This is a genomic window from Streptomyces sp. NPDC004111, from assembly GCF_042874215.1.
In the GTDB taxonomy this organism is placed as follows: domain Bacteria; phylum Actinomycetota; class Actinomycetes; order Streptomycetales; family Streptomycetaceae; genus Streptomyces.
Map to the genome: position 1 here is coordinate 4,017 of NZ_JBIAMU010000045.1, position 22,260 is coordinate 26,276.

Sequence of the window (22,260 nt, forward strand, 5' to 3'; positions counted from 1 at the left end):
GACGGGAGACTCCTCGCCACCGCCAGCAACGACCGCACCGTCCGGTTGTGGGACCCGGCCACCCAACAACCCATCGGCACCCCCCTCACCGGCCACGGCCGCGCGGTCTATGGGGTGGCGTTCTCACCCGACGGGAGACTCCTCGCCACCGCCAGCAACGACCGCACCGTCCGGTTGTGGGACCCGGCCACCCAACAACCCATCGGCACCCCCCTCACCGGCCACAACAGCACGGTCTTGTCGGTGGCGTTCTCACCCGACGGCAGCTTCCTCGCCACCGCCAGCCGTGACAAGACGGTGCGGTTGTGGAACCCGTTCACCCAGCAACCCATCGGCAGCCCCCTCACCGGCCACACCGGCACGGTGACGGCGGTGGCGTTCTCCCCCGACGGCAGCCTCCTCGCCACCGCCGGCCGCGACGGGATAGTGCGGTTGTGGAACCCGGTCACCCAGCAACCCATCGGCAGCCTCACCGGCCACAACAGCACGGTCTTGTCGGTGGCGTTCTCACCCGACGGCAGGCTCCTCGCCACCGCCAGCGACGACCGCACCGTCCGGTTGTGGGACCCGGCCACCCAGCAACCCATCGGCAGCCTCACCGGCCACACCAGCACGGTGACGGCGGTGGCGTTCTCACCCGACGGCAACCTCCTCGCCACCGCCAGCGACGACAAGACGGTGCGGTTGTACAAACGGGATGAGGTTCACCCTGCATCGGCGTCGACCGGATCCCTCGCGGTCAGGGCGTTCCTGAATGCTGTGACCACAGGGAAGCCAGCGACAATCTCCCTGAACAGCCCCGAAGAACTTGTGTCGGTGGTGTTCTCCCCTGACGGCAGCCTCCTCGCCACCGCCAGCGAAGACATGACGGTGCGGCTGTGGGACCCAGCCACCCAACAACCGATCGGCACCCCCCTCGCAGCACACAACGGACCGGTCTACGCGGTGGCGTTCTCCCCCGACGGAAACCTCCTCGCCACCGCCGGCCACGACGAGAAGGTGCGGTTGTGGGACCCGGCCATCCGACAACCGATCGGCACCCCCCTCGCAGCACACAACGGACCGGTCTACGCGGTGGCGTTCTCCCCCGACGGAAACCTCCTCGCCACCGCCGGCCACGACGAGAAGGTGCGGTTGTGGGACCCGGCCATCCGACAACCGATCGGCACCCCCCTCGCAGCACACAACGGACCGGTGAGGGCGGTGGTGTTCTCCCCTGACGGCAGCCTCCTCGCCACCGCCAGCGAAGACATGACGGTGCGGTTGTGGGACCCAGCCATCCGACAACCGATCGGCACCCCCCTCGCAGCACACAACGGACCGGTCTACGCGGTGGCGTTCTCCCCCGACGGAAACCTCCTCGCCACCGCCGGCCACGACGAGAAGGTGCGGTTGTGGGACCCGGCCATCCGACAACCGATCGGCACCCCCCTCGCAGCACACAACGGACCGGTCTACGCGGTGGCGTTCTCCCCCGACGGAAACCTCCTCGCCACCGCCAGCGAAGACATGACGGTGCGGCTGTGGGACCCAACCACCCAACAGCCGATCGGCACCCCCCTCACCGGCCACACCGACAGGGTCTACTCGGTGGCGTTCTCCCCCGACGGAAGCCTGCTCGCCAGCGCCGGCGGCGACAAGACGGTGCGATTTTGGACTCCTGTCGGCTGACTCCGGCGCAGTGAATTAGCCGGACGTAAGCGGGCCGCCAGGTAGGTCGGGTACTTCCATTGGCGTCGTCCTCAGGTGTGGTCGGCGCCTTGGTGGGCGTCGGCAAGCAGGGCGAGGAGGCGTTCGACGCCGGTGGCCAGCTCGCGCAAGTGGGTCGCGGCGGCGGCCAGCCCGTGGGTGGGTCCGGCTTCCAGGGCGCGGCGGGCGGCGTCGTGCACGGCTTTCTGGCGGTCCCATTCGAGGGTGCCGTGGTCCATCGCGGCAAGGACCGGCCGGGTCTCGCGGACGAGGAGCACGAGGTGGGAGTGGAGCAGGCTGGTGAGCAGTTCGGTGTCGTCGGGGCGGGGCAGCGGGTGGGAGCGCAGCGCCCGGTGGGCGCGTTGGACGGTGGCCGCCATGAGGGCGGTGTCGAGGGGGTAGTCGTGGGCGCCGGCTGCGGGCTCCACGGTGAACTGGGGGTGGTGGTCGGGCATGGGGTGCCTCCGGGTGCGGGCACTCGCGGGAGTGCGTCCGCCGGGGCCGCCGTGCTGCTGCTGGGGGTGGGTCCCGGCGCGGTCGACGCTAGGGACGCCAGAACCAGGCATTCAACGTTCTTGCGGGTTTTTGCGGAGTTTCACCCGGTGGCGCGGCGGATCAGGGCCAGGGCGGCGGGGCCGTGGGCGGCGGTGGCCGCGAGGTCGGCGAACGCCCGCTCGTAGAGCACGATCTCGCTGGGGGCGGTGAGGGTGACGCGGGCGGAGAGCAGCTCGATGCCGACCTGGGTGTCGTCGTAGACGGTGAAGGACTCGGTGGGCCACAGCGGGCGGGGCGCAGTGGCGGGGACGATGCCGAGGGAGACCTGCGGCAGGTGCGCGATCTCTTCCAGGTGCGCGAGCTGTTCGGCGGCCACCTCCTGGCCGACGAGGCGGGAGTGGAGGACGGGTTCTTCGATGAGGAACGCGAAGCGCCGGCCGCGTTTGTGCAGGACGGCGGAGCGCTTCACGCGGGCGGCGGCCGCGGTGTCGATGTCGGTGGCGGCGTGGTGGAAGCGCCCGTACGCGGCGATGACGGCGGCGGCGTAGGCGCGGGTCTGGAGGAGGCCGGGCACGACGTGGGCGCAGTACACCCGGAACTGGCGGGTGCGGTCCATCAGCGGGGCGATCTCGCGCTGGAGGCTGGTCAGCCCGCCGCGGTTGAGGCGCCGCCACTCCACATACATGGAGTGGGCGTTGCGGGCGGCGGCGATCAGGTCCGGTGCCTGGTCGTCGGCGGCGCACGCGGTGCACCAGGCCCGCAGGTCCGCATCCGACGGCGCCACTTTGGCGTGCTCGATGCGGGAGGTCTTGGCGGGGTGCCAGCCGCAGGCCGCGGACAGGTCCCCGCTCGTGAGGCCCGCGTCCAGGCGCAGGTGCCGCAGCCGCATGGCGAGCGCGACGCGCGCCGCCTGGGCGCTGGACAGGGGCGAGGACATGGTCAGGTCGGCTTGTAGTCCTCGTAGGGCACCGCGCGCGCCCACACCTGCGCGAACGCGCCCGCGCACAGGGCGACCACGGCCGGGTTCTCGGTCAGTTCTCCGCCGGCCGATGCTCCGTTGCCGGTGAAGTGGTTGAAGCGGACCACCTTGTCGTCGATCAGCCAGAAGTCATTGCCGGGCAGGGCGATGTCCGAGGCGCGGCGGCGGGGCAGGTAGCGCAGTTCCTCTCCGGCCGCGACGTTCACCGGGGCGCCGGCCAGGGAGTAGCGGGCGTAGTCGGAGAGCGGCTCGGACACGATCCGCGCGCGGCGCACCATCACGCCCCGGGCGACGGTGCGCTGCACCAGGTCCACCCAGAACCGCCAGTACTCCGAGGCCGGGTCGGTGTTCCGGGTTCCGGTCTCCAGCCAGTCGGCGAAGCCGGCGGATTCGTGGGCGACGCCGTACGCGTCGCGCATCTCCAGGTGCACGGCCGTGCGGCGGGCGTTGTCCAGCAGCACGTCAAAGCCCGGCGCCTCCGTTGTGTCGCTCCGCGGCATCGCACGCCTCCCTCAGAATCTCGACCATGCGGGCCGGGATCCGCACCACGCCCTCGGTGTCGGGCACCGGGCCCGTCGCCAGACACTCCCCCAGCATTTCCTTGTCGGGGAGCCAGCCCTGGATCACCACTTCGGACGTGGCCTCATCGACCCATACCGTCGGGCACTGCCCGGTGTCGCTGTTCGGGTCGATCCCTACGAATCGTAGAGCCATGATCGCCTCCAACGTCGCCCCGCTTGCGGGTAATTGCGCACCATCAGCCAACCAGCCGCGCACCGTCGTCCGCCATAGCCGGACCGGGCCACCCCACCTACGCACTCCCCGGGGCGGCTCCGCCGCCCGGACACGGCAGAGCCCGGCGAGAGGGTGGTGTGAGTCTCGCCGGGCTCTGCGGTGCGTGGTGCGGGCCCCGGGCGGACGGGGCACGCGCGGGGCCGGCCGCGCTCACACGACCGGCCCACCACACAGCTTTCTGCGGATCGTCCTGCGCCGCCGGGACCCCGTCCATCACCCGCAAGGGTGAACCGGCGTCCTGTCTCATTGACTGTCGCGCCGGTGTCCCATGTGTCCCGCTGGCGGGGCCCCTACGCGCGCGCGGCGCGCGCGTCACGCGCGCGCGTTGGACCCCGGATCCAGCGGCGGCGGGACAGGTGATGAGGAAGAGGAACAGCCGCCGCTTGTCGTACCGGAGGCGCAGAGCATGCGGTGAGTGATCGTCACATGACCGCGTGAGCGCCGATCTTGCCCCCGGGCACCCAGAGGGGCCCGAGGCGGGAGATCGGCGCTCACAGGGCCGCACAGGGCCGCTAGAACGCTTCTTGCTGCTCCGGGTCCGGTGTGCCGTCGAGCCCGACCCGGTACTGCGCGGGGAGCGCGGCCACCTGGGCATCGGTCAGCGTGATGGCGCCGATGGGGGCGTCACCGCGCTGTTCGAGGGCCTGCCACGGCCAGGACGCGCCCTCGCAGAACTGCGCGGGCCAGGTTCGCTCCGAACGGGGCCCGCGCCAGGGCACCCAGTCCATGAGCCGCATTTCCTCGCCTCCGAATTCGGTCGACGGCGACAGGCCGAAGCCGAACTCCGGCCACCGCAGCCACAGCGAGCTGCCGATGGGACGCAGGTCCCGACGCTTGCGGTCGGCCGCCTGGTGCGGGGAGTGCGCCTCCAGGACCATCGCCGCGCCGTTCGAGGCGGAACGGACCATTTCCAGGGCGCTCATCAGCGGCCGGGCCGCCTCCTCGTCACTCGCGCCGTTGGTGGTGAGCTTGTAGAGCGGGCCGATGCTGATCAGGTCCGGGCGTACCCGTTCCACCGTGCGGGCCAGCCACGCCCGGTCGGCGGCGCCGGTCAGGTCCAGGCCATCGGGGCGCACCTCCAGATGGAACTGGCCGCGCCCGACGGGCGCGCCCTCGTCGGCAGCGGCGCGGTGCATCTTGCCGAGCCACGGCCGCACCTGCGGCTCGGCGTTCTCCGCGTCGACCAGAAGTACCCGCACGGGCTTGATCCGGGCCCGCTTCCAGGGGTGCAGTCCGGCCGCCGCCCGCATGAGGATCTGCCGCAGCAGCAGGCTCTTGCCGCCGCCCTCCCCTGCCGTGATCATCAGCCGGTCCCAGCGGGCGAGCACCCCGGGGATCACCCACTCCGGCTCTTCGTCGACCTCTTCCAGGAAGTCCAGGAGGTCCCGGGCCGGGGCGTCGGTCGTCGCCTGGCGGTCGCGGACGCCGCGCACGTCCTCCACCGCGCGCTCCGCCGCTTCCGAGGCGGTGCCCTCCCGGCGCTGCACGGCGGTCATGGTCCGGGTGCTGGCGGCCGCGAGCGCCCGCCACTGCGCTTCTTCGCTCACGATCTCCGCGTACGTCAGGGCGTGCGCGACGGTGGGCACCGCGTCGTGCAGCTGGTGCAGCGCGACCGCCCCGCCCATCCGCTCCAGGGTGCCGAGCTTGCGCAGCGTCGCCGTCATCGTGATCGGGTCGCACGGCAGGTCTGCCGCCCGCGCCGCCGCCCACGCCACCGGCAACCCCGCCGCCAGCAAACCCGCCGCCTGCGTCAGCAGGCGGGTTCGGGAGCCGTTCAGCAGAGGGCGGCCCAGCGCACCGGCGTACGCGGCCACGACCACATCAGCCCCCGCCCCCTCCGGCGCAGCCGCCTCTCTCTCGTTTGCCGTTTCGGGCCGTCACCTGAGGGACGTCTGTGACCAGAGAGAAAGTCCTTCTCAGAGTCCTTCAAGGAGTAAGCCTGATCCGCCGAATCCGGGAAAACCGATTCCTGGTTTCCCGATTCCTAGAAACCCGTAATCGGGCTGAACTGCGCTTTTACCGTCGTGGTCCCCGCGCATTCGGGGGTGGTCCCCGGCGGGCTGTTTCATCGAGCACCTCCAGCCGGTGGTCCCCGCGCCTGCCAAAGTGCTCGCGGACACTCCCGGTCAGCCTGGCGAGGGGTTGCTCGCGCTGCCCGATCCGGACGGACGGCTCTGCCTGGATCCGGACGACGCCCGGGCGAAGCTCTACGGCGACGTCGGCGAACCAGCGGCCACGCGCGCGGTCGAGTTGTTGCGTCCGGAGCCTCCATCGAGCTTCAACACCACCCGAATCAGGTGGCACCCCCTCGGTCTACGTCCGCGGGCGGCAGGACCGGACCATCGTGGCTCCGCTTCCGGATCGCTTGCCGGGCGTTGCTCTCGTACGGAGGTGTGGGGCACCAGCCACTCGCCGCAGCTGAGTCGTCCCGCTGCCGTGGGTGGGTGGCAGGGGCAATTGAGGCGGGGCGGAGTATTTCGGTTCCCGCCCCGCTTCCTGTGTCTGTCAGGCGTACCACTGCTGGTACGGGTTGCTCTCGCCGTAGGTCTTCAGGTAGGCGTTGCCCTTGGTGTTCGAGTCGACCGCGTAGTTGCGGTCGTCGATCATGCGGAACTTTCCGCCGATGGACAGCTCCCACCAGAGCTGCTCGGGATCGTTCCTGTCGCACGGCTCGGTGACGAGTCCTTCGGTCCAGGCGTCCTCTATGGTCAGACACCGCCCGGTCCCGACGTTCCGGAGCTTGATCTTGCCGTTCAGGACCGTGCGGTCCCACTTCTGGAACGGGTTGGTGCTGCCGCAGCTCTTCGTGTAGACCGACCCGTTGGCGCTGGAGTCGAGGCAGAGCCCCGTCTGGACGTTCCGGTACTGCCTGACGTCGGCGGCGTTGGCGGTCGAGGCCGTGCCGGTGACCAGCAGGACGCTTGTCCCGATGACAGCTGCGGCGCCGGCGAATCCTCTGGTGAAGCGCATGGGAGTTTCTCCTTGAAGAGGCGTGGGAATGGGGCAGGAATTACGTAGGAATTACTTCTGTATTGGCTCAGACCCACCCTCGTTCGCGGGCGCGGAGTGCCGCCTGGAACCGGTTGTCGGCGTCGAGCCTGGCCATGAGGCGGGCGACGTGTTTCCGGTAGGTCCGTAGCGCCATGTTGAGTTGGCGCGCCCCGGTCTCGTCCTTGTCGACGAGGTACAGGGTGTGGAGTATCCGGTGCTCGGTCTCGGTGAGGGTGGGAAGGGTCTCTTCCGGGAGTTCCTGGGATGCCGCCCACATCCGTTCGAAGAGCGAGACCACGGTGCTGACCAGGCCGGGCTCACGGGTCAGGAGTGCTCCGCGGGCCGTGTTGTCGGGGTCGATGGGGGTCAGGGCGACCGCGCGGTCGCAGATGATCATGCGTTCCAGCGGGTGTGGAGAGACCCGGACGGCTGCTCCTTGGGTGGCGAGTTCCCGCAGGTAGGCCATGGTCGTTCCGTCCTGGAGGCAGGCCGATGCCATCAGGGTCCGCATGCGGACCCCTCTGCGCAGGATCCTCAGGTCGATCGGGCGGGAGACCTCGATCGACTCCGGGGAGAGCACTCCGACCGGGTTGGTGGTGAGGTTCTCCGTGTGGGCGAAGAAGGTCATCTCGTCGATGGCGCTGCGTACCGCCTCCAGGCCCTCGATCTGGCGGATCGCCGGGTTGTCGTACGTGGTCGTCCGGGTGGGGTCGGCCTCCGCGCTCAGGGAGTCGACGACTCCCGCGCGTCGGCCCGTCTCCTCCAGGTCGTCCTGTACCTGGCCGAGCCGGTGCTCGATCAGCCGCTCGACGGCCCGTTTGGGCGAGAGGGGGCGCAGTCCGCCGGCCGGGGTGCGTACCACGACGCCCAGTTCCAGCATCCGGGTGAGCACGGCCTGTTCGTGGTCTCCGGCGGCCTCGCGGTTGCGCAGGAGGGCCCGGTAGAAGCGTTCCTCGTCGGGGGAGACGCCGAGGAAGCCGAGGTCGTTGCCGATCTGTCCGGCCGTCACCACGGCTGTGTTCCTCGTGCATGCCGCTCGGCGCCCAGGGGGCGCGAGGCGGGGAGCGTGCAGGAAACTGCACGTGAACCGGGTTCCTTGCTGCACGGTCGCGGCCCGCCGAAGACCCCTCCCAGCAGGCAACATTCTTCTTGTGAGGGCGGCCCGCCGGAACGAAAGCCGAAACGGCGACGGTGGGAGGGCCCGAGCGACGCACCACTGTCCAGCACTCTTGCCGCTCCAGGAGGTACCCCGTGAACCGCTTCGCTTCCCGCATCGCATCCGGTGCGCTCGCCGCCCTCCTGGTCATCGGCGGCGCCGGGATCGCCCAGGCCGGCGACGCGGCTCCCCGTACCTCCGCTGCCGGGCAGGTCGTCTCCCCGGACACCGCTGCTTTGGTCGGTCCCCTCACCAACGACTGGGGATGAGCGGTACTCCGCCGGTCCTCCACCACTTTCTGATTCACCCCTTCCGCACGTATCCCGGGCATTCCTTTGCCCGAAATCCCTTACAAGGAGTTCGCCATGTCGAAGAACCTGAAGCGCGCCGCCCTCGCTCTCGTCAGCGCCGTCGCCGTCGGCGGGCTGATGGTGCCGACCGCCGCGCAGGCCGCCGCCCACCCGGCCCCTGCTCCGGCCGCGACGCAGCAGGCCCGGCAGATGGGTGCGACGTCGATCCTCTCCCCGCTGGTCCGGGTCGACGTCATCAACATCATCGGCGGCATCATCGCGTCCGCCATCGAGGAGGCGCAGGCGAACGCGAGCCGGGACACCTTCGTGAAGAACCAGCTGGAAGACGCCTGGAACAAGGCCGGCGGGCGCTACAACATCATGGTCATCAACACGAAGCTGAACTACTCGCTGGACCTCAAGGGCGTGGTCGGCGACGTCACCTACCACCACAGCACCTACGGCTACCGCGTCCTCGTCTTCGAGTCGGGCACCGTCGTCAACCGCGGCGACGGCGGCTGGATCAACTGGGGCTTCCAGGGCGTGTGGAACCGCGACGGCGGCACCGTGAACTTCAGCAAGTTCTGATCTCACCGCCCGGACCTCCTTCGTCCTCTTCCTCGGTTTCGTCGGTCCTGAGAACTCATGCAGATGGGCCGGTCTCCCGCTTCGGGAACCGGCCCATGCCGAGTCCGTCCCAAGACCGTCGGATCCCATCGACCGAATGGAGATGAGATCGTGGAACACAGAGTTCGGATCACCGGTAGTACGCCCCATGCCGCTTCCGAATTGGCATGTCTGCGCGTCATCGCCCGGCTTCCGTCCCACTGGTGCAGCGAAATACTGGAGTGCGGAACCGGCTATGCCGTCCTGGGATTCCGTACGGGTGATTCCGAGGAGGATGTCACCGACGAGGTCGATGCGGTCCTCACGGCACCGAACTTGCGTGACTGGGTACGGAATTGACGCGTCGGGCCCAGGGGCGGGGAAGCCGGTCAGGTGAACTGGACGGTCACGGTCTGGTCGTTCCAGTCCCCCAGCCACTTCACCGAGGTGATTCCGCCGAAGGACAGCTTGTCGCCGTTCCTGTCGCGCAGCCAGAGCTCGCAGTTCTGGGAGGCGGCGTAGAACCGCAGGGAGGATATCTGCCACCTCCAGTCGGAGTTCAGCGGGAACTGGTACTCGGGAACCCCGTCCTTGTCCTTGCTGCACGAGTTGCCGCGGAATTCGATGCGCGACCCGGAGAAGTTCGCGTCGGCGTAGACGACGCCGAGGAGTACCGGTCCTTCTCCCATGGTCAGGATGTCGTAGGGCGGCGCGGGTGCGGGGGCCGCACTGGCCGGCGCGGCCACGCCCAGGGAGAGCAGGGCCGCTGCGCAGACTCCGATGAGCCTCTTCTTCATGTGGCTTTCTCCACTCTCGTGATACCGGGGGTTTGCCGAAGTGTCGGCGGATTTACTCGTACCACTGCTGGTAGGGGTTGTCCGGTCCGTATTCCTTCAGGTATGCGTCGCCCTTGGCGTTCGAGTCCACGGCGGCCTTGACGAGAGTTCCGCTCGGCCAGCCGTATCCGGTGATCCGGGTGGTGCCGTTGGCCTTCTCTTCGAGCCATTGCTGCGTGCCGTTGGTGACGCACGATTCAGTGGTGATCTTCGACCCGGTGCTCTTGGAGAGACACCGACCGGTCTTGAGGTTCCGAAGTCTGAGGACGCCGTCCTCGTACCTGCGCTCCCACTTCTGGTACGGGTTGTCGCTGCCGCACGTCTTCGTGTAGACGGACCCGTTGGCGCTGGAGTCGAGGCAGAGTCCCGTCTGCGCGTTTCGGTACTGCTTGATTTCGGCGGCGTTGGCGGTCGTCGCCGTGCCGGTCACCAGCAGGACGCCTGCGCCCGCCGCAGCGGCGGCACCGACTATTCCTCTTCGAATACGCATGGAATTCTCCCTCGGTGGGGTGCGAAGAATGGTGAAGGCCCCACCTTGCGGGGGCATCTGCACTGTGCCGGTGGGCCGGCCGGTCGCTCAAGTCACGTATTTCCGTCACCGGAACGGCGGTACCGTGCAGGGGGCCCCGGGGCTTCGTGGCTCCACTCCCCCGGGCGTGCGGGGTCACGGGGACTCGTGACTGGTCCCGCCGTGGTCCCGTACAGGAGACTGCTCCCACCTCGGAACGCGCATGTGGGAACTCCGCGCGGGGTACGCGCGTCTCCGTTCACCACTGCATACGTCGCGCCTGTGGCCGGACCGGCCCGGCGCACGACCCGCCCTGGCCAGACGGACACGGCGAGACCAAGGACGGAGGAGATCCATGCCGGACACGGACCCAGCGGCCGACGAGCAAGCAGTCCTGCATTTGCGGGAGTTGGCCTATTTCTTGGGTGTCCATCTGAACCGGGCGCCGGGAATGATGTGGTCCGAGCACGACCATCCGGCGCTGGACACGGCGGCGGGGCCCCACGAGCTGGAGGCGTTCGCGCGGGCGCTGGGGCTGCTGACGGACCTGCCGGTGCGCAGCCGTCCCGGCCGGCGGCGGGCCGGCGGCCCGGCGAGCGGCACCACGGTCGCGCACCTGTTGGTGCATCAGACGGTGGGGGCGGGCTCCTGGTCCCTGAAGCGGACCCCTCGGGCGAGCGCGCACGAGGACGGGGGCCGGCACACCGGCTCGTTGCCGTTCCGGCTGCGCAAGGGGGATGTGCTGTACGTCCCCGCGTACTGGGGGTGGGAGGCCGATCTCACGCCTGAGGCGGAGCTGGTGGTCTCCGTGCTGGGGAGTTCCTCGGACGAGCCCGGTGAGACGCCGTGAGCTCGGGGTGCCGGGGCGGGGCGCCAGGGCCGATGTCCGGCTGACGGACGTGCCCTCCGGCCGGCGGACGGGTGCCGCGGTGAAGGCGTGGCGGGATCGCCGACCGCGCCCTTCGCGCGTGTAGAAGCGGTGGCTCGTGGGCGGCCGGCTCGGGCGTCAGCCGGTGGGGATCCGGCCGGGGGCGCCGGTGCCCGCTGTGACGGTGAGGCCGGGGGCTTCGTCGGGGAGGCCGTGGATGCGGCAGGCGACGACGGCGAGCTGGAACTGGTTGGAGGCTCCGGTCTTGGCACGGATGCGACGCAGGTAGGTGTCGACGGTGTGCGGGCTGAGGCGGAGGTGGTGGGCGATCGCGGGGTAGGTGGAGCCGTCCAGGAGGAGACGGAGGATCTGCAGTTCGCGGGCGCTGAGGCGCGGGGGCGCGGTGTGGGACATCGGTGTCTCCCTTTCGGCCTTTCGGTGTGGCGCGGTGGGCAGCCCCGGGGCTGGGGGTGACGGGTCAGTCGAGCGGCTTGCACAGGGGCGTGTGGCAGCCCCAGGAGGTGTCGTCCTGGGGTGTGGCGTGCTGGGGTGCGGTGTGCCGGGCGGTGGCGGCGGACGCGGCGGCCGGTGTGGTGTGGCCGGTCGGGTGGGCCGCGAGGGCGGGGGCCGCGGGGAGGAGGGCCATGAGGGCTGCGGCGGTGACGAACCAGGACTTCATGTTTCCTCCAGGGAACGTTCAACAGGGTTCTGACAGGCGGTTCTTCACTGATCGGCCCCCTTTGAGGGGGTGCCTCTCGTGGATCTAGGATGTGGCGCGTGGCAGGGACAGCGCCATGCCGCGGGCCCCTCACCAACTTCCCCGGCAGCAAGCTGACGAAGGGACGAAATGGGCATACGCGCGGATTTGCCGTACGAGGCTTCGGAGTGCGGGCCTGATCGGACCGACACCGCGGTCTACGCGTGGGTGCTGGAGCACCGTCAGGTCGATCCCGAGGCGCTCGCCGCCCATCTGAGCCTGCTCGGCCTGGATCCCGGGGGTGCGCAGGCGGCGCTCGACCGGCTGGTGCGCCTGCAGCTCGTACATCTCGATCCGCGGGAACCCGGGCAGGCGCAGGCGGTCGCGCCGCATGCGGCAGTGCACGCCGTCTGTGCTCCGCTGGAGGAGCGGATGGCCGAGCTGCACACCCGACTCGCCGCCCAGAGAACGATGTTGGCAGGGTTTCTCCCCCATTACCTCGGTGCGTCGAGCGGTCGTGCGGGTGACAGCGTGGAGGTCATCGCGAGCCGGTCGGAGGTGCGCGCGGCGCTGGAGTACCAGTCCCACAGCTGCGGCAGCGAGGTGATCGCCAGTCAGCCGGGCGGGGTCAAGTCGCCCGAGGCGATGGAGGAGTCGCTGCGCCGTGACCGGGCGCTGCTCTCGCGGGGCGTGCGGATGCGGACGCTGTACCACCACACCGCCCGGTTCAATGCCTCCTGCCAGGCCTACGTGGAGCAGGTTTCGGTGTCGGGGGCCGAGTACCGTACGGCGCACCAGCTGTTCGGCCGGCTGATCGTCTTCGACCGGCACACCGCCTTCCTGCCACTCGCCGACGGTTCCTTCGGGGCGGTCGTCGTACGGCAGGAATCCCTGGTGGCCTACCTGTGCGAGATCTTCGACCAGACGTGGGCGCTCGCCCAGCCGTTCACCGCGGCCGCCGAGGAAGGGCTCGCGCAGGTGGCGCAGGCGGTCGACGACACGATCGTGCGGCTGCTGGCGGCCGGGCTGAAGGACGAGGCCGTGGCCCGTCGGCTGGGCATGTCGCTGCGTACCGCGCGTCGGCACATCGCGGACATCCTGGAGCAGTTGGGGGCGGAGAGCCGCTTCCAGGCGGGTGTGGCGGCGGCGCGTGCGGGGCTGCTCGACGAGTGAGGCGGGGTGCGCCCGCACCGGGCGGGCGGTGGCCGAGGGTGCCACCGGGTCCCCTGGTGGGGAGCCGGCGCGTCGCGCCTGGGTCCGTGACGACGACACGTACCGAGGGCCTTCGCGGCGTTCCGCTGCGAGGGCCCTCGCGCTGTGCCTGACGTGGTGCGGGTTGGGTTGCGGGGCGTGGGGTGCCCACCGGGCGTCAGAGGCTCCGGGCGGTGATGTCGCCGTAGGCGGTGGTGGCGTGGATGTGGAGGGCGGCGGCGGCTCCTTCGGTGTTCTTCAGGGCGTTGTGCACGCGGCCGTACGTGGTGCCGGCGTCGAGGGTCGCGGAGGCTCCGGGGGCGGCGCCGACGGTGATCCCGCCCGCCTGGGTGGCCAGTTCGAGGTTTCCGCGTACGGCTTCGGTGATGCGCAGGTCGCCCTTCTGGGTGTTGAGCTCGCTGTCTCCGGCCAGGCGGCCGACGGTGATGTCTCCGGCGAGGAGGGTGAGGCGGGCGCTCGCGGTCTCGTCCAGCTTGACCGTGCCCTGGGCCGCCTCGAAGGTGACGTCGCCGAGGCGGCCGACGCCGCGCAGTTCGCCTGCGGCGACCTGTGCCCGGACGTGGGAGCCGGCGGGGAGCTGGACGGTGACCTCGACGGAGCCGGAGTTGCCGAGGATCCGGTTCTTGGCCGGTGCGGCGGTGACGCTCAGGACGCCGTCGGTGAAGTCGACCGTGATCTGCTCGGCGGCCTTCACGTCGCGGTTCTGCGAGGCGTTCGCGGGGCGGACCTCGACCGTGGTGTCGGCGCGGTCGGCGGCGATGAACCGGACGTCGGCGGCGGGGATGTCGAGGACGGTGGTGATCGGGGCGGTGGTGGTGAACTGCATTGTTCTGCTCCTTCTTCTGCGGCGGGCCCTTGTTGGCCGCGCCGTTTCTGATGAACGAAAAGCTACGTAGCTTTCCAGGTTGTGGCAACAGCTTCATTGCGCTTGATTGTCATCCTTGCAGGTCAGAGCAGTAAAAGTGTTGCAATGGATCTGAATCCAATGCAACGTATGCCCCCATTGCGTTGCAATGGAGAGGGGCTGAACGCTACGTGCGGCCGTCGGGGACGGCGGAGTTCGCCGCTCCGCATATGTTTGCTGTAGGGCGATCGGCAGAGTCGTGTCCGGGCGGTTTCCCCGTCCCTGAGTGCGGCAGCCCGTAGCCGATCTGGGTGAAGTGCCGTTCTTTGGGGGCTCCGTCCGTCGATGACGTTTCCCCAGAGGATGGAGTAGGGCCAGTGCGATCGATATTCCGTGCCTTGACCGCTGCCGCGGCCGCCGGAGCCTTGATGTTGCTGACCGTGCCGGCCGTTCAGGCGGCGCCGACGGCGTCGGCCGCCTGTATCACCGCGAAGGAGGACCGGGATTTCGGGCGCGGTGAGATTTCCCTGTGCCCGCAGAGCGACGGCAGTACGCGGGTCACCGGTTTTGTGGAGGACCTGATGCCGGGCTGGTTCCCGGACGCCCGATGTGTGGGCTGGTCCATCACGATGGGGTCGACCAGTGACATCGGGCCGTTGATCTGTCCGCACTTCAGCAGTGACCCCAAGGTGCGGAAGGACTTCGACTACGTGGAGAAGTTCGCGGCGCCGGTGACCGGGGCGAGGCTCGGAGCGTTCAGCGCCTGAGTCGTTCGTGCGGGTCGTTGCCTTGAGGCGGTCTCCTTCCGGAGGCCGCCTTTGGCCTGCTCCGGCCAGCGGGGCGGGTGGCTGCGCGATGGCCTGTTACGGCCAGGGATGTGTGCGGGCGGGGGTTTCGCGGGCGGGAGCGGTGGTGGTTGTCAGGAAGTTGCAGGGCCCTGCCGTAGCAACCTCCTGACAAGTCAGAACCTGCCACGCCGACTGATTCGGGCCGACACTGGAGCCGCCGGAGAGCAACCAAACGGGGGTGCCATGGAATTCCGAATTCTGGGCCCGGTAGAGGCCCACAGAGACGGCGAGAACATTCTCCTGTCAGGTACGAAGGTGAAGACCGTCCTTGCCGCGCTTCTGCTGGCCAGGGGGCGGATGGTTTCCGATGCCAGGCTGAGTCATCTTCTGTGGGGGTGGAATCCGCCCGCGACGATGAGTGCGCAGATCTACACGTACATTTCGCGGCTGCGGATGCAGCTCGGGGAGAGCGTGCGGATAGTGCGGCAGTTGCCGGGTTATGCCATGGACACCGGGAACGCCCGGGTGGATTTCCTGGAGTTCGAGCGGCTGACCCGGTTGGGCGCGGAGGCGCAGGAGGCCGGTGAGCTGGAGCGGGCGGACACGCATCTGCGGGACGCGCTGGAGTTGTGGCGGGGGTCCGCGTTGTCGAACGTGGCGGAGTTCCTGGCCGACACCGAGCTGCCCCGGCTGGAGGAGGCGCGGGCGGCGGCGACGGAGAACCGGATCGACGTGGACCTGGCGCTGGGCCGGCACCGTCAGGTGGTGCCGGAGCTGACGGCGCTGGTCGCCGAGTTCCCGGTGCGCGAGCGGATGCGGGCGCAGTTGATGAAGGCCCTGTACCGGTGCGGGCGGCAGGCGGACGCGCTCTCCGCGTACCACGAGGGGCGCCGGGTGCTGGCGGAGGAGCTGGGGGTGGATCCGGGGGCGGAGCTGGCGGCGGCGTACCAGGCGGTGCTGAGCTGTGAGCCGATCCCGGACACGCTGACCCGGCCGGTGTCGGCGCTGGTGCCGCCGGCGATGCTGCCGCCGGACATCCCGGACTTCGTGGGCCGTGAGACGCAACTCGCGGAGCTGCGGCGCCTGTTGCCGCCGTCCGAGGGGCGTTCGTGGCATGCGCGGCGGTTCTTGCTGACCGGGATGGCGGGCAGTGGGAAGACGGCGCTGGCGGTGCGGGCGGCCAACGAGTGCCTGGAGGCGTTTCCCGACGGGCAGCTGTATGTGAATCTGAGCTACCCGGACGGTTCGCCGCAGGATCCGCGCGATGTCCTGGTGGGGTTGTTGCGTGCGCTGGGTGAGCCGGTGGGTGCGGCGGAGCCGGACCTGGACGAGCTGATCCGGCTGTACCGGACGCGGACGGCCCGGCGGCGGTTGCTGATCATGCTGGACAACGCGGTGAGCGAGTTGCAGCTGGCGCCGCTGCTGCCGGGTGCGCCGGAGCCGGCGGTGCTGATCACCAGTCGTACGGCGCTGGGACCGGTGGGCGGGCTGCACACGATCGTGCTGGATCCGCTGGGCGGCGAGGAGGGGTTGCGGATGCTGTGCGCGTCGGTGGACCCGGCGCGGATCACGGCCGAGCGGGAGGCGGCGCGGGAGATCGTGCGGCACTGTGCGGGGCTGCCGTTGGCGCTGCGGATAGTGTCCACGCGGCTGGCGGGTCGGCCCGGTGCCTCGCTGGGGCGGCTGGCGGGCCGGCTGGCGGATCCGCGGATCCGGCTGCGGGAGCTCCAGGCGCGGGGGCTTTCGGTCCCCCGCAGCCTGGAGGTGTCGCTGGGCCGGCTGGACCGGGAGGAGCGGGAGCTGTTGATGCTCCTGTCCCGGTTGCGGCCGGGGGTGTTCTCCGCACGGTCGGCGGCCCGGGATCTGGGGCTGGTGCCGGACGTGGTGGAGCGGGGCCTGGAGGCCCTGGTGGACGACGGTCTGCTGTCCGTGTCCGACGAGCCGGGCGTACCGGTCTACCGGCTCCACGAGTTGGTGCGGCTGTTCGCGGGGACGTGCTGCCCCGCCGAGGAGTCGGTGGCCTGAGGTGTGCTGCCGGGCCGGGTGGTGCGGCCGTGCCGGTGCCCCCGCGCTTGCTCACCCTCCCGGGTGGGGTGCGGGGGCCGGGCGCGGTGGTGGGATGGCGGGTGCGGCGAGCTGGTGCACGGAGGTGCGGGGTCCGGCCGGGTCGATCAGCAGGACGGGGCCGGTGCTTTCCGGTTCCCTGGCCAGGGCGGCGTACCGGTCGGGGCCGATGGGCAAATCGCGTACGAGCCACAGGTCGGGGCCGCGTGGCTCGACGTGCCGTACGGTCACCGGTCCCGGCAGGTGGGGTTGTACGTCGATGGTGCTGAGGTCGGCCACGACGCCCACTCCGCTGGCTTTGGCGACGGCTTCCTTGCGGGTCCACGCGCGGTAGAACGCGGCGGTGCGCGTCCCGTCGTCGGGGAGCGAGGCGAGGTGGCGCAGTTCCGCGCGGGACATGACGACGAGCGAGGTGCTCCAGATGTCGTCGAGGGCCCGTGCGGTCTCCAGGTCGACGCCGACGGGCCGCTCGGCGGCCACGGCGAGGAGCCAGTAGGGGCCGGAGCGGGACAGGTTGAAGTCGAGGCCGGTGCGGGGGAAGAGCAGGCGCGGCCGGCCGTGGGCGGGGTCGGGGCAGCGCGGGCAGGGCCATCTGCCCATGCGCAGTTCGCGGGGGTCGGCGTTGCAGTATCCGGCCAGGATGCGGCGGACCTCGGCGTGGGCGTGCGCGTACCAGGTGCCGACGGGTGCGGGTCTGCGGGCGGCGATTTCGCGTTCCTCGGCGGAGAGCAGGGCGAGTTCCCCGGGGTCGGGTTCGTCCCGGGCACGGCCCTGCCAGAGGTGGACGGCGTCGTTCTCGCGCAGACTTCGGTATGAGGCATCGTGCATGGGGCAGCTTCCTTGACGGGGTCGGGGGGCGTCAGTCCGACATGGCCACGCAGATGCATCGGCGGCCGGTGAAGGGGCGACGTCCGTGGGCGAGTGCCACGTTGTCGAGAAGCATCAGGTCGCCGCGGTTCCACTCGATGTCCACGGCGTGGTCGAAGCCCCGGTCGGAGATCTGGAGCACGTACTCCTCGGGGATCGGGGAGCCGTCGGTGAAGGTGACGTCGCGGGGCGGTGCGTCGACCGGGAGGACCCGGGAGAGGGCGGCGCCGGCGGGGTCGTCGTCGTGCGCGGGCGGGTACCAGCGGTGGACCTGGTTGAACCAGACCTCGGCGCCGGTGACCGGGTGGGCCACGGTGGCGGGCCGGATCCGGGAGACCTGGATGCCGCCGTCGGCCTTCCACGACCATTCGTCACCGGTGCCGTCGAGGAAGACCTCGACCTCTTCGCGGTGGGTGGTCTCGAAGGTGTCCTGCCAGCTGTCGCCGAGGCCGGGGCCGTCGTGCAGGTAGCGCACGTAGCGCACTCCGGGGGCGAAGCGTTCGCGCACTTCGGGGTCGAGGGCGTCGAGCCAGCGTTCGCCGTCGACGACCACGGTGGCGCCGCCGCTGCTGGGGGCGGTGTGGCAGTGGAGGGCGAGGCGGGTGGGCCAGACGTGGTTGCAGCTCATCTCGTGGTGCGGGGCGACGACGGCGTGCGGCCGGTCCTCGCCGGCGATGCGGATGTTGCCGCCGATGCGGTCGCACCGCTTGGGGCGTCCGAACCGGTTGGGCAGCACCAGGTCGAGGATGTCGTTGAGGCTGTCCGCGGTGATGTCGAAGTCGCGGAAGACGACGGCCTTCTCCTCGGTGAGGAGGGTGCCCAGTTCTTCGGGGCCCATGGCTTTGAGCCGATCGACGAGCTCTTCGGGGCCGCCGATTCCTTCTGGATCGATCTCCAGAGGGGTCCAGTCCTCCATCGCCATAGCGGCCTTTCTTCAGCGTCTCAACGGGGGCGGCCGGCCGGGTGCCGGCCGCGCCCCGGGGTCGGGGGGCCGGCCGGTGGGCGGCTGCCGGGTGAGAGGGGGTGAGAGGGGACGGGAAAAGCGCGCCGGACGCCTACGGCACGTGACCCATCGAATGCGGGCCGCCTACTGCGTTCCTATGCCGGGCGGGAGTTCGCGCCACGGGCGTGGTGGCGGTGGCTTGTTGGGGGTGTGCGGGCGGGGCCGGGAGGCAGGGCCTTATAGGCGGCGCGTAGAGGCCGCCGGGAGTTTGTGCCCCCGACGATGTGACGGAAGACGCCGGGTGGTTCCTCCCGCGGGTGCCGGTGGAGACGGCACGAGGATGCGGGGGTGGGCCGGCCCCTGACCGGCGCCCCACGGCTCAAGGTGGCGGGCTGTGCCGCCGGGCCGGCGGGCGGGCCCGTTCTCCGTCGTTCCTTCTGCCCTGTGAGGTGCTCGTGAACATGACCGCCACCGCCATCCGCCTCGATCAGCGTCGCTTCCGGGAGGTCCTCGGCAGGTTCTGTACGGGGGTGACGATCATCTCCGCCGTCGACGAGGGCCGGCCGGTCGGTTTCGCCTGCCAGTCCTTCGTGTCGCTCTCGCTGGATCCGCCGCTGGTGTCGTTCGCGGTGGCCGGTACGTCGTCGAGCGGGCCGCGGATCGAGCGGGCGGGGTCGTTCTGCGCGACCGTGCTGGCCGCGGACCAGGCCGAGTTGTGCCGGGGGTTCGGGCGCAGCGGCGCGGACAAGTTCGCCGGGGTGCAGTGGGCTCCGGCCGCGGTGACGGGTTCGCCGCGCATCGCCGGGGGGCTCGCCTGGGTGGACTGCCGGATCGAGTCGGTGGTGCCGGCCGGTGATCACCGGATCGTGCTGGGGCGGGTGCTGGACCTGAGTGTGGGCGACGCGGTGGAGGAGGAGGGCCCGTTGCTGTTCTACCGGGGCGGTTTTCTCGGTTCGCCGCTGGTGCGGGCGCGTACCGCCTGAGCCGGGACGGCCCTGTCCCTGGTCCCTGTCCGTTTTTCCCGCGTGTTTTCCCGGCTTTTTTTCCGGGTGCTTTTCCCGGCCGGGATTCGGCCGGTTCCCTTATTCTTCGGCGGTGCGTGGCGGCCGGCTCCTTCGTGGGGCCGGCCGCCACGCGTCCGCCGGGTTCCCGTGGCGGGGCGGGCGGGTCAGGAGCCGGCGCCGGAGCGGGGGTGGGGGACGGCGGCGGCGATTTCCTTGGGGGTGTGTTCCAGGAGGCCGTCGAGTTCGGCGTCGGGGGTGTGGAGTTCGTCGAGCCAGCCGAGGCGGGCGGCGCGCAGTCCGGCCTGGAAGCGGCTCTTGGCGCCGAGCCGGCCCATGAGGTCGGCGGTGATGCGGCGGCCGGTGCGCACCGAGACGCCGAGTTTGCGGGCGACTCCCTCGTCGGTGAATCCTTCGCCGAGCAGGCGCAGTACGGCCTTCTCCTGGCTGGTGAGTCCCTGGGAGTCGGTGCTGGTGCGCTGGCGGCGGGCGGTGGTGAGGGGGGCGGAGCGCTCCCAGATGAGGTGGAAGAGTTCGCACAGTCCGGCCAGCAGGCCGCGGCCGCGGAAGAGGTGGGCGCCGGTGCCGCTGTTGTCGGGGTCCATGGGCAGGATGGCCGCCTCGCCGTCGAAGACGATCATGCGGGCGGGGAGGGAGGCCACGGTGCGTACGTCGTCGCCGAGTTCGACCAGCCAGCGGGCGTGTTCGAGGGTGGCGGGGTCGTTGTAGATGCTGTCCAGGTAGATGGTGCGCACGGCGACGCCGCGCTCGCGCAGGGACTGGCTGAGGGGGCGGGCGGCTTCGCGGTTGTCGGAGTTCTGGTGTCCGCCGGGGGCCAGGGTGACCAGGCTGCGCTCGCAGTTGAGGGTGAGTTCCTCGATGCGGTCGCGTATCTGGTCGATGCCTTCGAGCCGTTCGACCTCGCCGCGTCTTCGGTTGCGGGAGGCGGAGAACTCCTCCATGAGCCGGGCGACCTCCACCCGGGCCTCGGCCATCTGGCGCTGCCGGGCGAGCAGGGTGGATTCCTGGCGGGCGAGCAGGGCCTGGAGGGCGACGTCGGGGCTGGTGGCCCGGAGCTGGCCGGGGACCTCCCAGGAGGGGCGGATCAGGCCCAGCCGGACGCAGTCGTCCAGGGCGCTGCGGACGGTTTCCACCGGGCGGCCGACCAGCCGTGTCAGTTCCTCGATGGATCCGCAGGAATTCAGTAATGAGGCTCGATAAACCTCGGTTGCGTCTTCGCTCAACCCAATGGGCTCCAGCACGCGTCCCCCACGCCTGTCGTACGAAATCACCGCAAGCTCTCCACGACGCCGCGCAGTGTAACACGTAAGCATGGCCAAAATAAGTCACCCTTCCCCGGACGAGGGGAAGGGTGACTGTTGCGGGAATTAGTCAGCGCGTCATCCCGAGATGCCGGTCGGGGGGTTCTGCCAGCCCGGGTCGGAAGGGTCGACGACAAGGTTCCGGCCACCGGTCGGGGGATTCTGCCACCCCGGGTCGGAAGGGTCGGTGACATCGGCGCGCAGGCCGGTGCCGGGGTTCTGCCAGCCGGGGTCGGAAGTTACCGTGACGTCGGACTGCAGGCCGGTGGGAGGGGTCTGCCAGCCGGGGTCGCCGGTCACCGCGTCGTCGGTGCGCAGGCCGGGGCCGGGGTTCTGCCAGCCGGGGTCGGAGGGCTCGGCGGTGACGACCGCGGCACTCGTCGGCCGCGCCTGGTGAAGTGCGTCCTTGTCACTGGCAAATGCGGTTCCGGCGGCCATCTGTACGACGACCAGCGAGAAGAGGGCCGCACCGGCCACGGAAATCTTCTGTATTGCGGTGGACTTCATTTCCCGACTCCCCCAAGGTAATTCTGACTCCGGCCGGCAATCACTTCCGATCTTCCGCCGGTGTTCTCGTCGGCGGGATTCCGGCGGTGTCTGCCGTGTTTCCACGAGAAGGATTCTTGCCGCCGGATTCGGGGGTCCGCCAGGAAAAGAACCTTCATCCTGCTGCGATGGCATCAAACTGACAGCACCGGCACCTGCGGCCTCCCGGCCCCCTTCCGCACCCCCCGTACCGCGGAAAGCCGCAGGCAGCGGCGGTGCGGGGGCCGCCGGGAGCCGATCCGGCACATGATCGATCCGGCGGGGCGGCGTAGGAATCCTGTAGAGGGGCCACCGACGCTCTCACCAACCGCATTTCCGCGCGCACTTGTGAGGTGGCACCGTGGCCAATCCGTTCGAGAACGAAGAGGCGTCGTACTACGTGCTCGTCAACGACGAGGGCCAGCACTCGCTGTGGCCGGCGTTCGCCGAGATCCCCTCGGGCTGGCGGACCGTGCACGGGGAGGATTCCCGTGCCGCCTGCCTGGAGTACGTCGAGACCCACTGGACCGACATGCGTCCGCTGAGCCTGGTCAGGGCCATGGCGGGCAGCGCGGCCTGAACCGCGCACGAGCACGGCACAGTACGGCACAGGGAAGGGGCCGCGGTGGGATCACCACCGCGGCCCCTTCCCTTGTGTGTCCCGCGGGCGGGGCCCGCCCGGGGGGGGCCCCCCCCGCCCCCGGGGGGGGGGGGCGGCCCGCGGGCGCCGGGACCCCCGGTGCGGCCGGGAGGGGGTGGGCCGCGTGGGGACGGTCGGGGTGTC

25 protein-coding genes are annotated in these 22,260 nt (G+C 70.4%); 9 read left to right on the forward strand and 16 right to left on the reverse strand.

Translation table 11 applies throughout. The features are described from left to right. The coding region (locus tag ACFYVL_RS44025; RefSeq protein WP_389255708.1) for a WD40 repeat domain-containing protein at positions 1-1,671 on the forward strand (1,671 nt) is incomplete at its 5' end. Positions 1,672-1,742: 71 nt separating this feature from the next. Here ACFYVL_RS44025 and ACFYVL_RS44030 read toward each other — a convergent pair. The 7 genes from ACFYVL_RS44030 to ACFYVL_RS44060 form a co-directional block, all read right to left on the reverse strand. After that, positions 1,743-2,144 (reverse strand): DUF6415 family natural product biosynthesis protein, encoded by a 402-nt coding sequence (locus tag ACFYVL_RS44030; protein ID WP_389255710.1) that lies wholly within the window; start codon positions 2,142-2,144, stop codon positions 1,743-1,745. Between the two features lie 140 nt (positions 2,145-2,284). After that, positions 2,285-3,121 carry a Scr1 family TA system antitoxin-like transcriptional regulator gene (locus tag ACFYVL_RS44035; RefSeq protein ID WP_389255714.1) on the reverse strand — a complete coding sequence of 279 codons (837 nt, stop codon included), beginning with the start codon at positions 3,119-3,121 and terminating at the stop codon, positions 2,285-2,287. 2 nt (positions 3,122-3,123) lie between these two features. Beyond that, entirely contained in the window at positions 3,124-3,663 is a 540-nt protein-coding gene (locus ACFYVL_RS44040) for a DUF6879 family protein (protein ID WP_389255716.1), read from the reverse strand. Continuing rightward, entirely contained in the window at positions 3,626-3,877 is a 252-nt protein-coding gene (locus ACFYVL_RS44045) for a hypothetical protein (protein ID WP_389255718.1), read from the reverse strand. Before ACFYVL_RS44045 ends, ACFYVL_RS44040 begins: the two co-directional genes overlap by 38 nt. A gap of 593 nt (positions 3,878-4,470) precedes the next feature. Further along, entirely contained in the window at positions 4,471-5,772 is a 1,302-nt protein-coding gene (locus ACFYVL_RS44050) for an AAA family ATPase (protein WP_389255720.1), read from the reverse strand. Positions 5,773-6,463: 691 nt separating this feature from the next. After that, positions 6,464-6,928 carry a ricin-type beta-trefoil lectin domain protein gene (locus ACFYVL_RS44055; RefSeq protein WP_389255722.1) on the reverse strand — a complete coding sequence of 155 codons (465 nt, stop codon included), beginning with the start codon at positions 6,926-6,928 and terminating at the stop codon, positions 6,464-6,466. 67 nt (positions 6,929-6,995) lie between these two features. Next, positions 6,996-7,961, reverse strand: a complete 966-nt coding sequence (locus ACFYVL_RS44060; protein WP_389255724.1) for a helix-turn-helix transcriptional regulator — start codon at positions 7,959-7,961, stop codon at positions 6,996-6,998. A gap of 239 nt (positions 7,962-8,200) precedes the next feature. Here ACFYVL_RS44060 and ACFYVL_RS44065 point away from each other — a divergent pair, with 239 nt between their 5' ends. Further along, the gene (locus tag ACFYVL_RS44065; RefSeq protein WP_389255726.1) at positions 8,201-8,374 is read left to right on the forward strand and encodes a hypothetical protein; all 174 of its coding nucleotides are present in this window, start codon (positions 8,201-8,203) and stop codon (positions 8,372-8,374) included. A 96-nt stretch (positions 8,375-8,470) separates the two neighbouring features. Beyond that, the gene (locus ACFYVL_RS44070; RefSeq protein ID WP_389255728.1) at positions 8,471-8,983 is read left to right on the forward strand and encodes a stress protein; all 513 of its coding nucleotides are present in this window, start codon (positions 8,471-8,473) and stop codon (positions 8,981-8,983) included. Positions 8,984-9,390: 407 nt separating this feature from the next. Here the strand turns inward: ACFYVL_RS44070 and ACFYVL_RS44075 are convergent, their stop codons facing one another. Both ACFYVL_RS44075 and ACFYVL_RS44080 read right to left on the reverse strand, forming a co-directional pair. After that, complete coding sequence (locus ACFYVL_RS44075) at positions 9,391-9,798, reverse strand: hypothetical protein (RefSeq protein ID WP_389255730.1); 408 nt, start codon at positions 9,796-9,798, stop codon at positions 9,391-9,393. Between the two features lie 52 nt (positions 9,799-9,850). Then, complete coding sequence (locus ACFYVL_RS44080; RefSeq protein ID WP_389255732.1) at positions 9,851-10,327, reverse strand: ricin-type beta-trefoil lectin domain protein; 477 nt, start codon at positions 10,325-10,327, stop codon at positions 9,851-9,853. Positions 10,328-10,700: 373 nt separating this feature from the next. Between ACFYVL_RS44080 and ACFYVL_RS44085 the strand changes: the two genes are divergently transcribed. Beyond that, positions 10,701-11,195 carry a hypothetical protein gene (locus tag ACFYVL_RS44085; RefSeq protein ID WP_389255734.1) on the forward strand — a complete coding sequence of 165 codons (495 nt, stop codon included), beginning with the start codon at positions 10,701-10,703 and terminating at the stop codon, positions 11,193-11,195. Positions 11,196-11,351: 156 nt separating this feature from the next. Here the strand turns inward: ACFYVL_RS44085 and ACFYVL_RS44090 are convergent, their stop codons facing one another. Beyond that, positions 11,352-11,627: a response regulator transcription factor gene (locus tag ACFYVL_RS44090; protein WP_389255736.1), complete on the reverse strand. Its 276-nt coding sequence runs from the start codon at positions 11,625-11,627 to the stop codon at positions 11,352-11,354. A gap of 64 nt (positions 11,628-11,691) precedes the next feature. Next, on the reverse strand, positions 11,692-11,892 hold the full coding sequence (locus ACFYVL_RS44095) for a hypothetical protein (RefSeq protein ID WP_389255738.1): 201 nt from the start codon (positions 11,890-11,892) through the stop codon (positions 11,692-11,694). A gap of 168 nt (positions 11,893-12,060) precedes the next feature. Between ACFYVL_RS44095 and ACFYVL_RS44100 the strand changes: the two genes are divergently transcribed. Continuing rightward, complete coding sequence (locus ACFYVL_RS44100) at positions 12,061-13,083, forward strand: response regulator transcription factor (protein ID WP_389255740.1); 1,023 nt, start codon at positions 12,061-12,063, stop codon at positions 13,081-13,083. A 196-nt stretch (positions 13,084-13,279) separates the two neighbouring features. Here ACFYVL_RS44100 and ACFYVL_RS44105 read toward each other — a convergent pair whose 3' ends face one another. Next, positions 13,280-13,948, reverse strand: a complete 669-nt coding sequence (locus tag ACFYVL_RS44105) for a DUF4097 family beta strand repeat-containing protein (protein ID WP_389255742.1) — start codon at positions 13,946-13,948, stop codon at positions 13,280-13,282. 416 nt (positions 13,949-14,364) lie between these two features. Between ACFYVL_RS44105 and ACFYVL_RS44110 the strand changes: the two genes are divergently transcribed. Beyond that, positions 14,365-14,733, forward strand: coding sequence for a hypothetical protein (locus tag ACFYVL_RS44110; protein WP_389255744.1), 369 nt, complete (start codon positions 14,365-14,367; stop codon positions 14,731-14,733). A gap of 435 nt (positions 14,734-15,168) precedes the next feature. Further along, a complete protein-coding gene (locus ACFYVL_RS44115; protein WP_389255746.1) occupies positions 15,169-16,779 on the forward strand; it encodes a BTAD domain-containing putative transcriptional regulator in 1,611 nt (536 codons plus the stop codon). A gap of 51 nt (positions 16,780-16,830) precedes the next feature. Here ACFYVL_RS44115 and ACFYVL_RS44120 read toward each other — a convergent pair whose 3' ends face one another. Together ACFYVL_RS44120 and ACFYVL_RS44125 are read right to left on the reverse strand one after the other, a co-directional pair. Continuing rightward, on the reverse strand, positions 16,831-17,646 hold the full coding sequence (locus ACFYVL_RS44120) for a 4'-phosphopantetheinyl transferase family protein (RefSeq protein WP_389255748.1): 816 nt from the start codon (positions 17,644-17,646) through the stop codon (positions 16,831-16,833). Between the two features lie 31 nt (positions 17,647-17,677). Then, a complete protein-coding gene (locus ACFYVL_RS44125; protein WP_389255750.1) occupies positions 17,678-18,607 on the reverse strand; it encodes a TauD/TfdA family dioxygenase in 930 nt (309 codons plus the stop codon). A 482-nt stretch (positions 18,608-19,089) separates the two neighbouring features. Between ACFYVL_RS44125 and ACFYVL_RS44130 the strand changes: the two genes are divergently transcribed. Beyond that, positions 19,090-19,611: a flavin reductase family protein gene (locus tag ACFYVL_RS44130; protein WP_389255752.1), complete on the forward strand. Its 522-nt coding sequence runs from the start codon at positions 19,090-19,092 to the stop codon at positions 19,609-19,611. A gap of 185 nt (positions 19,612-19,796) precedes the next feature. Here the strand turns inward: ACFYVL_RS44130 and ACFYVL_RS44135 are convergent, their stop codons facing one another. Beyond that, the gene (locus ACFYVL_RS44135; protein WP_389255754.1) at positions 19,797-20,873 is read right to left on the reverse strand and encodes a LuxR C-terminal-related transcriptional regulator; all 1,077 of its coding nucleotides are present in this window, start codon (positions 20,871-20,873) and stop codon (positions 19,797-19,799) included. Between the two features lie 156 nt (positions 20,874-21,029). Then, a complete protein-coding gene (locus tag ACFYVL_RS44140; RefSeq protein WP_389255756.1) occupies positions 21,030-21,458 on the reverse strand; it encodes a hypothetical protein in 429 nt (142 codons plus the stop codon). Between the two features lie 379 nt (positions 21,459-21,837). Here ACFYVL_RS44140 and ACFYVL_RS44145 point away from each other — a divergent pair, with 379 nt between their 5' ends. Then, a complete protein-coding gene (locus ACFYVL_RS44145) occupies positions 21,838-22,056 on the forward strand; it encodes an MbtH family protein (protein ID WP_389255758.1) in 219 nt (72 codons plus the stop codon). Positions 22,057-22,260 lie beyond the last annotated feature (204 nt).

What these genes read in the sequence shown, in the direction of transcription:
- ACFYVL_RS44100 (WP_389255740.1), top strand. Translation starts at nt 12,061, where the DNA reads ATGGGCATACGCGCGGATTTGCCGTACGAGGCTTCGGAGTGCGGGCCT.
- ACFYVL_RS44090 (WP_389255736.1), bottom strand. Translation starts at nt 11,627, where the DNA reads ATGTCCCACACCGCGCCCCCGCGCCTCAGCGCCCGCGAACTGCAGATC.
- ACFYVL_RS44095 (WP_389255738.1), bottom strand. Translation starts at nt 11,892, where the DNA reads ATGAAGTCCTGGTTCGTCACCGCCGCAGCCCTCATGGCCCTCCTCCCC.
- ACFYVL_RS44040 (WP_389255716.1), bottom strand. Translation starts at nt 3,663, where the DNA reads ATGCCGCGGAGCGACACAACGGAGGCGCCGGGCTTTGACGTGCTGCTG.
- ACFYVL_RS44035 (WP_389255714.1), bottom strand. Translation starts at nt 3,121, where the DNA reads ATGTCCTCGCCCCTGTCCAGCGCCCAGGCGGCGCGCGTCGCGCTCGCC.
- ACFYVL_RS44080 (WP_389255732.1), bottom strand. Translation starts at nt 10,327, where the DNA reads ATGCGTATTCGAAGAGGAATAGTCGGTGCCGCCGCTGCGGCGGGCGCA.
- ACFYVL_RS44070 (WP_389255728.1), top strand. Translation starts at nt 8,471, where the DNA reads ATGTCGAAGAACCTGAAGCGCGCCGCCCTCGCTCTCGTCAGCGCCGTC.
- ACFYVL_RS44140 (WP_389255756.1), bottom strand. Translation starts at nt 21,458, where the DNA reads ATGAAGTCCACCGCAATACAGAAGATTTCCGTGGCCGGTGCGGCCCTC.
- ACFYVL_RS44130 (WP_389255752.1), top strand. Translation starts at nt 19,090, where the DNA reads ATGACCGCCACCGCCATCCGCCTCGATCAGCGTCGCTTCCGGGAGGTC.
- ACFYVL_RS44120 (WP_389255748.1), bottom strand. Translation starts at nt 17,646, where the DNA reads ATGCACGATGCCTCATACCGAAGTCTGCGCGAGAACGACGCCGTCCAC.
- ACFYVL_RS44105 (WP_389255742.1), bottom strand. Translation starts at nt 13,948, where the DNA reads ATGCAGTTCACCACCACCGCCCCGATCACCACCGTCCTCGACATCCCC.
- ACFYVL_RS44075 (WP_389255730.1), bottom strand. Translation starts at nt 9,798, where the DNA reads ATGAAGAAGAGGCTCATCGGAGTCTGCGCAGCGGCCCTGCTCTCCCTG.
- ACFYVL_RS44115 (WP_389255746.1), top strand. Translation starts at nt 15,169, where the DNA reads ATGAGTGCGCAGATCTACACGTACATTTCGCGGCTGCGGATGCAGCTC.
- ACFYVL_RS44045 (WP_389255718.1), bottom strand. Translation starts at nt 3,877, where the DNA reads ATGGCTCTACGATTCGTAGGGATCGACCCGAACAGCGACACCGGGCAG.
- ACFYVL_RS44055 (WP_389255722.1), bottom strand. Translation starts at nt 6,928, where the DNA reads ATGCGCTTCACCAGAGGATTCGCCGGCGCCGCAGCTGTCATCGGGACA.
- ACFYVL_RS44030 (WP_389255710.1), bottom strand. Translation starts at nt 2,144, where the DNA reads ATGCCCGACCACCACCCCCAGTTCACCGTGGAGCCCGCAGCCGGCGCC.
- ACFYVL_RS44085 (WP_389255734.1), top strand. Translation starts at nt 10,701, where the DNA reads ATGCCGGACACGGACCCAGCGGCCGACGAGCAAGCAGTCCTGCATTTG.
- ACFYVL_RS44125 (WP_389255750.1), bottom strand. Translation starts at nt 18,607, where the DNA reads ATGGCGATGGAGGACTGGACCCCTCTGGAGATCGATCCAGAAGGAATC.